Raw genomic sequence first — 12,021 nt, forward strand, 5'->3', positions numbered from 1 at the left:
CACTCTCTATTCTCCATTCATGGTCAAAGTCACCACTTTATTTCGCACTTTTAGTCAAAAACACTTATCTTATTGAAAAACTTATATTTTTACGAAAACTTGTTGTTTTTTAACCATTTTTTATTCCATTTCGTTCTTAAAAAATAGTCACCCACGATAAAGTGACGTTAAATATTATTAGCCCGCTATTAATATTCTCAGTTACTAGATGTATACTCATTTTCGTGATGTACATCACACTTCCTTTGAAGTGATAAAAGAATAAATAGAGGCAATAAAATGAAAGTTAAAACTACAATCGCAACAATGAGCATTCTATCTGCACTGTCATTTGGTGTTTTTGCAGCTGATTCAATCAATGACAATCAAGCAGCTAACTTACAGCCAATGGGCACAATTACCGTTAGCGGCATTAACGGTGCACCATCTGATATCCGTCAGGCACTGTCTGATAAAGCCGATGCTATGGGTGCAAAAGCTTACAAAGTGATTGAAGCGCGTGATGAAAATAACTGGCACGCCACTGCGAAGATTTATAAATAAGATTAAGTAATAAGTCTGAAAGTAAATGCCCCACGCAAAGGGGCATACTTTCGCACTTAATGGTTTATTCAATCGGTTGAAAGATTCATTTTCAGGATATTGAATAGAGTATTGATTGAAACAAGGTATTGATGAAACCACTGAGCGGAGTCAGTACCACAACAGAATAATCCCTCGTCGTCTATCCGACGAACCCTTTTACCCCCGCTCTGCGGGGGATTTTTTTATCCTGCTTAATCCTGAGGTAGAGCATCCTGCTCGGCTTTTTTACTCAGAGCACTCAGTAATTTATCGTGAATACCACCAAAACCACCGTTACTCATCACCAGAATGTGATCTCCTGGTTGGGCCGTCTTCACAACCATATCAACTAATGTATCAATATCAGCGCTCCAATGTGCAGGCTGAATACAGGCTTCCGCCACTTCCACCACTTGCCAAGGAATGTGTTGCGGCTGGAACAGGAACACTTCATCCGCACGGCCTAATGACGGTGCTAGCTCGTTTTTGCATAGCCCTAATTTCATGGTATTAGAGCGAGGTTCCAGTACCGCCAAAATACGTGCCGTCCCCCCCACTTTGCTGCGCAGCGCAGCCAGCGTGGCAAGGATCGCCGTTGGATGATGAGCAAAATCATCATAAACCGTGACACCGTGGGCTTCACCACGTAATTCCAGCCGGCGGCGGGCATTAATAAACTGGCCCAAAGCTTTACATGCATCGGCAGGTAAAACTCCCACATGGCGAGCAGCAGCAATCGCCATCAAGCCATTGTGCATATTATGTTCGCCCACCAATGACCAACTCACTTCACCCACTAATTCATTATCGAGCAGCACTTCAAAGACACTCGCGTCAGTCGATACTTTACGTGCGAACCAACTGCCCGTTTCGCCGACGAATTCTTGCTCACTCCAGCATCCCATCGCCATCACTTGCTTTAGATGGTTATCATTATCCGGGACAATGATTTTGCCCTTTCCCGGGACGATGCGAACCAAATGGTGGAATTGTTTCTGGATAGCCTTAAGATCGTCAAAGATATCAGCATGATCGAACTCAAGGTTATTCATGATAAGTGTTCTTGGGTTGTAGTGAACAAATTTAGAGCGCTTATCAAAGAAGGCGCAATCATATTCATCAGCTTCAATCACAAAGAAAGGGCTATTGCCTAAACGGGCTGAGACGTCGAAATTCCCCGGTACTCCACCAATCACAAAACCTGGCTCATAACCGCAAGCTTCTAGTATCCAGGCCACCATTCCGGCAGTGGTAGTTTTACCGTGGGTTCCAGCGACAGCTAATACCCAGCGCTCTGGCAACACATGGTCATGTAACCATTGCGGGCCAGAAACATAAGGAATGCCTTGCTCTAATACCGCCTCAACACACGGATTACCACGGGTCATGGCATTGCCGATGATGACTAAATCTGGGGCTGGATTCAGTTGCGCAGGATCATATCCCTGGATCAAGTCGATCCCTTGATTCTCCAGTAGCGTGCTCATCGGGGGATATACGTTAGCATCCGACCCCGTCACTTCATGACCTAATGAGCGGGCAAGCATTGCCAGGCCGCCCATAAAAGTGCCGCAGATACCTAATATGTGAATGCGCATAAATTTTCCGTATTAATAAGCTTCGAATTTACAGCCATTCTACCGCTCAGAATCAAAGAGAAGAAATGGAATTGCCTATGAATCATTCTCACCTTTGGGCTACACTGCTGCCATTAGGTGAGTTGTTCGTTAATAAATCGATATTTAACCGTAGATTCAGGGATTGTGTCATGAAAACGTTAGGCGAATTCATCGTTGAGAAACAGCTGGACTTCTCTCACGCCACCGGCGAATTAACTGCATTACTTTCAGCAATCAAACTCGGCGCAAAAATCATCCATCGCGATATCAATAAAGCAGGTCTGGTTGATATTTTAGGTGCGAGCGGTGTTTCTAATATTCAAGGCGAAGACCAGATGAAACTGGATCTGTTTGCCAATGAAAAATTAAAAGCAGCCCTCAAAGCCCGTGGCGAAGTCGCTGGTATTGCCTCCGAAGAAGAAGACGACATTGTTATCTTTGATGGTGGGCGAGCAGAAAATGCCAAATATGTGGTTCTGATGGATCCGCTGGATGGCTCTTCAAATATTGACGTGAATGTGTCCGTCGGTACTATTTTCTCTATCTATCGCCGTATTACCCCATTTGGTACTCCTATTACCGAAGCTGACTTCCTGCAACCGGGCACTAAGCAAGTTGCGGCAGGTTATGTGGTTTATGGCTCTTCCACTATGTTGGTCTATACCACAGGCTACGGTGTTCATGCCTTTACTTACGATCCATCGTTGGGTGTTTTCTGTTTATCCCACGAAAGAGTTCGCTACCCCGCAACCGGTTGCATGTATTCCATCAACGAAGGGAACTACATTAAATTCCCTCTGGGTGTGAAGAAATATATCAAATATTGCCAAGAGCAAGATGAAGCCACCAAGCGCCCTTATACTTCGCGCTATATTGGCTCATTGGTCGCGGACTTCCATCGCAACCTATTGAAAGGCGGTATCTATATTTACCCAAGCACCGCCAGCCATCCACAAGGGAAACTGCGTTTGCTGTATGAATGCAACCCGATGGCGTTCTTGGCAGAACAAGCTGGGGGTAAAGCAACTGATGGGGTTAATCGCATTCTGGACATCGTGCCGGAAAAACTGCACCAGCGCGCACCTTTCTTCGTGGGAACAAAATCCATGGTTGAAGACGCGGAAGGCTTTATTGCCAAATTCCCAGATGAAGACGCTAAATAATTGTCGGAAATAATGTAAAAAGCCACCTATTGGTGGCTTGATGTATATCAGAGAGCAGCGGTTCCTAAGCCGCTGTTTTTTTTATGCCATTATTGCCAAATTATCTCCCTGTAATTTAAATACCGCCATACTGGCTGATAATGCATCAGCTTGCTCTTCTAATGAGTGTGTGGCTGCGGCGGCCTGTTCAACCAAGGCCGCATTTTGCTGGGCAACTTGATCCATTTGAGCAATAGCCACATTCACTTGCTCTATTCCACTACTTTGCTCATAAGTAGCCGCTGATATTTCGCGCATCAATGCTGTTACCCGGCTAACTTCACGGGCAATTTCATCCATGGTTTGCCCCGCAGATTCAGCCATATCCGCCCCTTCCCGTACCCGAGTTTGTGATTCAACAATCAGGTCTTTTATCTCTTTTGCTGACTGCGCACTGCGTTGCGCCAAATTACGGACTTCGCCGGCTACCACGGCAAAACCACGCCCCTGCTCACCCGCTCTAGCCGCTTCGACCGCCGCATTTAGCGCCAGAATATTAGTCTGAAATGCAATACCGTCAATCACCGCAATAATGTCCGAAATTCGCCGTGAACTGGTGGTGATAGCCTGCATTTTATCCATCACATGACTGACAGCCTCACTCCCTTTATTGGCAATGTCTGACACACTCATCGCCAGACGATTCGCCTGATCCGAGTTTTCAGCATTCATTTTTACCGTCGCAGTCAACTGCTCCATACTGGCCGCCGTTTGCTCCAGTGAAGAGGCCGACTCTTCCGTTCGTGCAGCCAAATGGCTATTACCCGCAGCTAATTCCCGTGAACCAACGCCAATTTGCCCGCCCACGCCTCGTACCTGACTGACAGACGCCACCAGCGATTGCTGCATGGTTTGTAAAGCTTTTGCCAATCGGGCCAATTCCGTATTGCCCTCACTGTTGATGCTATGCGTTAAATCACCATCAGCGATATATTCAAGTTGGTGAATTGATTGCTCCAGTGGCCGCAAGATGATGTATTTCAGCGCAAACCATGCCAACACAGCAGAGATCAAAGTGAGTAGCCCTGCCGCTACAATGATGCCTAATTTGATGTTGGCAGCGCTGTTGGCTTTATCAATTTGCAGTTGGCCCGCATTCAGTGCATAACTACGAAAAGCTGCAACATCATCATTAAAGGCTTTGCTGATATCCGTAATACTCTTTTCCAACACGTCATAATATTCGTCTGCATAACCTGCCTTGATGGCCTTCAGCATGGGCACTACGCCCTTATCAACATAATTTTTATAACTTTTTTGGATATTAGTTGCCAGTTCCTGTCCATCTCCCCGGTCAGATACCGCACTGACAAAACGCGCCATTTCTTTTTGCGATAGTGCCAGTGATCCTTCAGCCTGCTTTGCTGTCTGTAATGACTCATCAATCAGCCCTATTTCTAATTGATGAATGGCTAGTGCGGCCTCAGTTCTGGCACTTAGTGTGGCATTAAAACTATTGGACAACGATCCCAGTTCCTCCCCCTGGATCTGATTTATTATTTGCAACGAGCGCGAACTCTCCTGAATTGAATTGATGCCAATAATACTGACAATTAATAAAATCAATGACATAAGGCTTAGTTGAGCAATAAGCCCATTCTTAATGGTAATCTTTTTTAACATCGGTTTTTTCCGGTTATGTGCAAATGGTTAAGATTACAAAGCGTTAGCATTACAGCGGACTGTCTTATTGTTTGATTAAGTTATCGGCTGTAAGGAAATCGTCTTGAACCCTCATCGGAAAAACAGCTTAAAATAGATACATTTAGAGAATGACGGTATTTTATCTCCATAGAATCGCCTTGATTCAGGCAATCTCACCGCTATCAAGCAATGAAAAGGACAGGAATTCACATAAGACTTGGCTATAATAGCCGGCACTCCATTTCTGGTTTGATAAAAGGAAACCGACATGAGCTTGAACCAAGTACCCGCAGGTAAAGACCTGCCAGAAGATATTTATGTTGTGATCGAAATCCCTGCGAATGCAGATCCAATCAAATATGAAATCGATAAAGAAACCGGCTCTCTGTTTGTAGACCGTTTCATGTCTACTGCAATGTTCTATCCGTGCAACTACGGCTACATCAATAACACCTTGTCATTAGATGGGGACCCGGTTGATGTACTGGTACCAACGCCGTATCCGTTACAACCAGGCTCAGTGATTCGTTGCCGTCCAGTTGGCGTGCTGAAAATGACTGATGAAGCGGGTGAAGATGCCAAGTTGGTTGCAGTTCCACACAGCAAACTGACCAAAGAATATGATCACATTAAAGATGTGGAAGATCTGCCAGAACTGCTGAAAGCACAGATCAAACACTTCTTTGAACATTACAAAGATTTGGAAGCAGGCAAGTGGGTGAAAGTTGACGGTTGGGAAAATGCCGAAGCAGCTAAAGCCGAGATCCAGTCTTCTTTCGAGCGTGCGAAGAAGTAATTCTTGGTTGCACCCGTAATAAAAAACACCGCCCTTGAGCGGTGTTTTTTTATGGTTGTTTCACTTTACGGCTTATTATTCTCTTCATGGCGTTTTAACCAATCGCCACTGTAAATACGCGGTAACCCTTCAATCGGTAAACGATAAAGGTATATCCATGCACTGCCATAAGGTGTCTGGATCAACTCACGCCGATAATCTTTGGTATTACTTTTTAGCTCATCTAACTCATTCATAATAGACGAGTTAATTCGATAAACTTCACAATGCACGGTGCCATCTCCGGGCACAACTGCCGGATAATGACCTAAATCGTACATATCAAAACCTTCCAGGTCATGTTCACCCAATAACTGGGCGTCCGTCATCCAATGACTATTACCTTGCTTGCGCCGTAAACTACCGTAGACAATAATTCGCATTGTTAGAACTCAAACTGATAAAGCACATCTAATGCCTGATCAATACCAGACACCGCTTCCAGATACAACCTGGGCATCAACCGATAACGTAATGTTAACGTCGCCAGCGAGTCAAATATACCCACACCGTATTTTATTTGCAGATCTTTAGTGACATAGCCGCTCACAACCACTTGTGAACTATCGCCAACGCCTTGAGTATCCAGTGCCAGGTTGCTTACACCAAATGCCTCACCAATTTTACCCACAAGTTTACCACTTTGTGCAACCCCCATCCCAACGAGCATGGACGTCATCAAACCACTGTCAGCACCTGAATTACCTAATCCCTGCCCACGTAGCAGATAAGATAAGGCTTCCTGCTGAGACATCGCCGGATCCGAGAAGATTTCCAGCCGAGGAGAGTCAGCCATCCCCGTCACCCGCACACCCGCTGTTACGCCGTCAGCAGTGGCATCAGGATTTCGAATCGCCTCAATATTAAGCAGTGGTTGATCCGGTGGGCCGGAGAACAATAAGACCCCTTTGTTGACTATCAAGTCCTGACCATAAGCACGGAAGCTACCAGACGGAATATTAATCTGCCCATTCAGACCTAAGCCGCGCTGATCTTGCACCATTTTCAAATCGCCTTGTAAGCGCGCTTTCAGACCAAATGCATTCAGACGAACATCATTACCAACGTGAATCACCAGATTACTGTTAATTGGGATGCTGGCAGAGCGTGGTGAAATAGGCTTCAGATCGTTATTTAGCATCACCTCATCAGGTGACACCCCCACCGCACTTTCCGGCACTTCCTGCACCGTGATACGCGCCCAAGGAATATCGACCGAGCCATTGAGAGTAAACAATTGCGGCGTAGCTTCAAACACAATGTCTGGTGACACATCGATCCGCACCATTGGCGGCACAGTCACGCGCAACTTATTGCCTTTAGCTGCAATCCGCGCGCGCCAGGCATTGATATCACGCCAGTCAGCATCGCCAGAAAGATTGAGCTGCCCTTGAGACGTGCGGATTAAGCCCTCCAGAGTCGAGGTCATACCATCAAAATTCATCACCAAGCGCCCTTCGGTGATATCAAATGGCATCCAACTCCCATCAACATCCACGTTGTCTAGCGCCAGACGGCCAAAGACTAATGGACTTTTCGCATTCCCGCCCAAACGTAGATTGGCATTTAATGTGCCAGTCGCTTTTTCGCCATCACTCAAAATCGGATTAATCATTGCCAGCGAGAAATCACTGATAGCAATGTTACCGGATAAATTGCGCCGCCCTTCTGGATCAGCAACCTGTACTTGACCGGAAAACTGCCCATTATTGACCAATTTAACCAGCCAATCAGCTCGCACTTGCCCGTTGGTCAGGCCGCCATTCAGGTTCAACGTTTCAAAATTAATTGGTAGCGGGTTACCCTGCACCATCTGTTGTACTTTGACGCCATTACCATTAAGTGAGACCCGCACATCTGGCAAAGCACCGCCCGCTTTCCAGCTGACATCTGCCCGCCCGGTGAAGACCCCACTCATGGTGGTGTCCGGGCCAAGGAAAGGTTTAATCATCGCTAAATCAAAGCGGTTGAGTACCACACTCGCCTGCCCGCTCGGGCCTGCTTCAATTGCCCGCGGTACACACAGCTCTGCATTCGGGTTAAGCCAACAATGCGGCCCAATGGTGACCCGCTGTAAGGTATTTTGGTAATCCAAGGCTATCGCGCGGCTTAAACGCCATTCACCGACGGGCGTATCAAAGCGCGTGTTATTGAGTGTGCCGCGCCAACGCTCTTGCTGGCGATCGAAGCTCCCCTCCAACGCCAACTGACCAGACACTGGCTCACCCTGCATATTTAGCCGTAACTGGTGCTGTTTCTCGCTGCCGCGCGCATCCAACGTCAATAAGCTAACCAGCAAATCCGCTTGTTTAAGCTGCTCGACCCGGATTGCCAACTGGCCCTGAATTTGATCAGTCGATCGCACATCGCCATCAATCTTGACACGATTAATCGTCAATTCTTGCCACTGCAGACGATTCGCCGTGAGATCGGCCAGCAGTTGCGGAGCTTTCAGATTACCGCGTAATTTTAGTGTTCCTTTCACCACGCCGCCCAAGCCCGGCAACGCGCCATCAAGCTGTGGTGCATCAACATTGGCGTCAAGCAGCCAGTTGTCGTTAAGGTCGCCTTTCACATCCAGCGTATTACGTCCTAATGCCAAGTTGATGCCTGGTATATGCCATTGACCTGCGGCATTCCCGGTTAACGCGCCACGCACCGTAACACGGTTCTGTTTTACATTGCCGTCCAGTGTCAACTCTGGCACCTGTAATTGCCAGCTACCGCCATGGAGACTGCCTCGTGTGACAATCTTGCCATCCAATTTTGCTGGCCACTCTGGCCACTGCTTCACAGTATTAATACCCGACAGGGTGAGCACCGAATTCCAACTAATCGCTTTGCTCCAATCCACCACGCCAGTGAGATCAGAGTTGCCTTGCAATGCCGCCAAACGCAAGCGTGTCAGATTGAATTGTTCAACATTCCCTTTACCGTCGAGAGTGAATACCGCTGGCGGTAAATCCGTACCTTTAAAATCAGCACGAATTGACAGCGCATAATCTGTTGCCTGCCCATTAAACCGTGTTTTTAAATTACTGAGTTGGAACTGAGGCTCACCACTCAGCGGCCAACGCAATTGCTTGCTTTGTAGGGTTAATGCCAGCGGTAACCCTACCTGCGCCAACGCAGTTTCTGCCTCAAGCTGTGCACTGACTGGGCCGGATAAATTGAGCGCCACCTTGAGTTGTTCACGCAGCGCACCACCGACGGTCAACTTCACTTTCTCGCCTTTCAGTGGCTCTATGTTCAATGCGCTGTTGACGACCAAACTAAGCGGCCACTTATCCGCCAGTTGTGCCTCACCATGGGCTGACAGCCCACCCTGTGGCGATTTGATATCCAGCGTATCCAGCGTGACTTGATTTTCTTGGGTATTGGCGCGCAACAAAACGCTGCTGATAAGGACATCAGTATCGCCGGTGAGCCGTAATTGCTGCCCAGAAATTTCGTTAATTTTCAAATCGAGCGGCAGGCGGAAGTTTGGTAAATCAGGCAACAGGGGCTTGGAGAAAAGCTCTTTTAACGTCTCTCCCAGCGGGGTTTCTGGTTCTGCGGGAGCGGCAGCTTGCTGCTCAACTGCCTCTTTGACGGCGATAGCCGTTTCTACCGCGGGTTTCGCTGCATCAGGAACAACAGCAGGCACTGTTTTTGGCAGTGCTATCAGTAACCCACTGATTTTAGTCGGCATCAGGTCCAATGCGCGTTGTTGCCAATGTGCGCCTGTGCGGAATTCATCCAGCGAAATCGCAGTGTCATCAATAGTCACTTTGACATTGTTGAGTGACAGCAAACGCAAAGTGATGGGATATGGCGTGCTCAATTCGCCCATAGGCTCAGTGCTGGCGGGAGCGGGAGCCGAAGGAGCCATGGCCTTGGTATCCACCACCACATCAACATCCTGGGCTGTCAGTGCGTTAACGCATAACTCGCTGCGCTTTAGGCAGGAGAGTTGCAATGACAGATGAAACTGCCCAGTATTAACCGTGACACCTGGCATTTGGTACTGAATGCCTTTAAGGGTGAGGTCACGCCAGCCACCACTGACACTGGCAATATCCAGACCAGGCACCCAACGTGCCGCACTGTTGATAACAAAATGTAAACCCGTGGTGGTACCGAGCAAACCTACCAGTGCGCCGACCAGCAGCAGGACAATGAGCAGAAATGCGATACAGAGTCTCTTTACCCACCGCCATCCCTTTATCGACATCATAGTTCAGGCCCCAAACCGATGTAAAATTGCACGCCACGTGCTTCGTTGTCACCAATAGGTTTAGCGATATCCAGCTTGATCGGGCCGACAGGAGAAGCCCAACGCACCCCTACCCCAGCACCGGTTTTAAAATCGCTCTTACGAATATCATTAACGGCTTCCCCCGTATCGACAAATACCGCCCCCCACCATCGGCCAGTGACGTTATATTGATATTCGAGAGAACCTGTGGCTAATTTAGAAGCACCGGTTAACTTACCCTCACTGTCGCGAGGAGAAACATCGCGGAATTTATAGCCACGAATACTGCGATCACCACCGGCGAAGAAACGCAGTGACGGCGGCACACGGTCAAAATTGTTGGTTTCAATCCAACCTAAATTGCCGCGTACCACAAAGCGGTTTTTCTCACCTAGAGTACGTATCCACACGTTTTGTGCTTGGAAAATACCAAAATCAACATCGGACCCCCACGTGGTATCTGACACATCGATGGAATAACGCTGACTGTCGCCCCAGACCGGCATGGCACCACCACGCTGACGGGTACGGTTAATGCTCACCCCTGGATACAACAGCATAGTCGTGTCCGTCACACTACCTTGAGTAAAGTGATCCAGACTCCAACGCAGGTTTATCGCCCGCTGCCAACCACTGGAGAGATCCCAAAAGCGAGCAACGTTGAGTGTCGTGGTATCTGATTTGGTGTCATTAAGATCGGTACGTTTAAACCCACCCTGCAATAGGTAATACTGTTCAAGAGGGTTTTTTAACAAGGGAATTCGATAGCTGAAATCCAGCGTCTGCTCAGGTGCTGACAGTGTGGTACTGGTCGTCAGGCTGTGGCCGTAGGAGTTCATCCAAGGCTTGCGCCAACTGGCTGTTAGCCGCGGCCCGACATCGGTGGCATAACCGCCCCCTAGCTCAACCGTATTTTCTGTTCGGGGCGTCACCACCGCATCAAGCGGCAAAACTTTAGTTTTTTTCGCATCGCGGAAATCAGGTGAAACAACCACGGAGTTAAACCAGTTAGTTGCAGATAAACGGCGGTTTAACTCAGCCAAATCATCGGCAGAGTACAGTTGCCCCTCATGAAATGGCACCAGATTTTGCAGGAAATCCTCGCGGATTTGCGAGCCTTGGAAAATAACTTTACCGAAGCGGTAGCGCTCGCCGCTGTCGAAATCGATATCCCAAAAAGCCTTACGCAATTCAGCCGCCACACCGAGCTGGCTTTTGATCATATTGGCATCAAAATAACCACGGCGCAGTGCCAGGCCAGTCAGTGAACTTTTGAAGTTATCAAAATCACCATGATTCAAAACGGAGCCAATTTTTGGTCTATCTCGGCGCACCAGTGCTAAGTAGTCGGGATCTGTCCTCGCACCACCTTGCAGCACAATATCCACACCAGCAATCAAAACCGGCTCTCCGGGGACCACCTTGGCGATTAAAATTGAACGCGCAGGTGCCGGGCGCTCTTGCAAATCAAAGGTGATGGTGGGGTCGTAATAGCCTAAAGCCCGCAACCCCTGACGAATAGCTTCATCCACCCTTGAGCGAAAACGCCCGTCAGCGGTGACTTCATCTGTGTCAATTGTTGATAAACGCGCCCTGACGTTTCTCTCTAAATCCCCGCTAAGACCCTCAACCTGCAACCGAACATTGGCAGCAAAGGCGGTAGGTGTGGCGAGCAATACACACAAAAAACATAGAATAGGGTATCGTGGCACGCGTACTCCTAGCTTATTAATTATACTTTCCTGTAAAACGATCTCACGGATATGGGTCAATCAAAGTAGGGACTCACACTATCATTCCGCATTCAAAGACCGATTTAAGCCTATTATCCCTAAAACTCCACCTTAAGCCGCTACATTAACGCGGAATGGGCCTTATTGTGTGCAAACTTGCAATCAGATACAACTGTCTGTAACCATT

The 12,021-nt window shown here is 47.9% G+C and carries 8 protein-coding genes; 3 read left to right on the plus strand and 5 right to left on the minus strand.

Annotated features, from left to right (window positions below; all coding sequences use genetic code 11):
* The first annotated feature begins 279 nt into the window (after window positions 1-279).
* Window positions 280-543, plus strand: coding sequence for a peroxide/acid stress response protein YhcN (yhcN, locus tag ACIOG0_RS19445; RefSeq protein WP_050099824.1), 264 nt, complete (start codon window positions 280-282; stop codon window positions 541-543).
* Window positions 544-776: 233 nt separating this feature from the next.
* On the opposite strand, the gene mpl is transcribed toward yhcN, so the two are convergent.
* Entirely contained in the window at window positions 777-2,162 is a 1,386-nt protein-coding gene (gene mpl, locus ACIOG0_RS19450; RefSeq protein WP_050099822.1) for a UDP-N-acetylmuramate:L-alanyl-gamma-D-glutamyl-meso-diaminopimelate ligase, read from the minus strand.
* 170 nt (window positions 2,163-2,332) lie between these two features.
* On the opposite strand from mpl, the gene fbp reads away from it, so the two are divergent.
* Complete coding sequence (fbp, locus tag ACIOG0_RS19455) at window positions 2,333-3,346, plus strand: class 1 fructose-bisphosphatase (protein WP_050099820.1); 1,014 nt, start codon at window positions 2,333-2,335, stop codon at window positions 3,344-3,346.
* A gap of 81 nt (window positions 3,347-3,427) precedes the next feature.
* Here fbp and ACIOG0_RS19460 read toward each other — a convergent pair whose 3' ends face one another.
* Entirely contained in the window at window positions 3,428-5,008 is a 1,581-nt protein-coding gene (locus ACIOG0_RS19460; RefSeq protein ID WP_050099819.1) for a methyl-accepting chemotaxis protein, read from the minus strand.
* Window positions 5,009-5,297: 289 nt separating this feature from the next.
* Between ACIOG0_RS19460 and ppa the strand changes: the two genes are divergently transcribed.
* A complete protein-coding gene (ppa, locus tag ACIOG0_RS19465; protein ID WP_050099817.1) occupies window positions 5,298-5,825 on the plus strand; it encodes an inorganic diphosphatase in 528 nt (175 codons plus the stop codon).
* A gap of 65 nt (window positions 5,826-5,890) precedes the next feature.
* Here ppa and ACIOG0_RS19470 read toward each other — a convergent pair whose 3' ends face one another.
* Genes ACIOG0_RS19470 through ACIOG0_RS19480 form a run of 3 tightly spaced genes read right to left on the minus strand, consistent with a single transcriptional unit; the run spans window position 5,891 to window position 11,813 of the window.
* Window positions 5,891-6,247 carry a gamma-glutamylcyclotransferase gene (locus ACIOG0_RS19470; protein ID WP_050140957.1) on the minus strand — a complete coding sequence of 119 codons (357 nt, stop codon included), beginning with the start codon at window positions 6,245-6,247 and terminating at the stop codon, window positions 5,891-5,893.
* 2 nt (window positions 6,248-6,249) lie between these two features.
* On the minus strand, window positions 6,250-10,077 hold the full coding sequence (locus ACIOG0_RS19475; RefSeq protein WP_145581848.1) for a translocation/assembly module TamB domain-containing protein: 3,828 nt from the start codon (window positions 10,075-10,077) through the stop codon (window positions 6,250-6,252).
* On the minus strand, window positions 10,077-11,813 hold the full coding sequence (locus tag ACIOG0_RS19480; RefSeq protein WP_050099812.1) for an autotransporter assembly complex family protein: 1,737 nt from the start codon (window positions 11,811-11,813) through the stop codon (window positions 10,077-10,079). The genes ACIOG0_RS19475 and ACIOG0_RS19480 overlap by 1 nt, the downstream gene beginning before the upstream one ends.
* Window positions 11,814-12,021: the final 208 nt, after the last annotated feature.

It is taken from the genome of Yersinia vastinensis, from assembly GCF_044905075.1.
GTDB lineage: Bacteria > Pseudomonadota > Gammaproteobacteria > Enterobacterales > Enterobacteriaceae > Yersinia > Yersinia vastinensis.

Excerpts from the sequence above, each read along its gene's own strand:
- ACIOG0_RS19470 (WP_050140957.1), bottom strand. The coding sequence starts at position 6,247 with ATGCGAATTATTGTCTACGGTAGTTTACGGCGCAAGCAAGGTAATAGT.
- ACIOG0_RS19475 (WP_145581848.1), bottom strand. The coding sequence starts at position 10,077 with ATGTCGATAAAGGGATGGCGGTGGGTAAAGAGACTCTGTATCGCATTT.
- ppa (WP_050099817.1), top strand. The coding sequence starts at position 5,298 with ATGAGCTTGAACCAAGTACCCGCAGGTAAAGACCTGCCAGAAGATATT.
- ACIOG0_RS19460 (WP_050099819.1), bottom strand. The coding sequence starts at position 5,008 with ATGTTAAAAAAGATTACCATTAAGAATGGGCTTATTGCTCAACTAAGC.
- yhcN (WP_050099824.1), top strand. The coding sequence starts at position 280 with ATGAAAGTTAAAACTACAATCGCAACAATGAGCATTCTATCTGCACTG.
- fbp (WP_050099820.1), top strand. The coding sequence starts at position 2,333 with ATGAAAACGTTAGGCGAATTCATCGTTGAGAAACAGCTGGACTTCTCT.
- mpl (WP_050099822.1), bottom strand. The coding sequence starts at position 2,162 with ATGCGCATTCACATATTAGGTATCTGCGGCACTTTTATGGGCGGCCTG.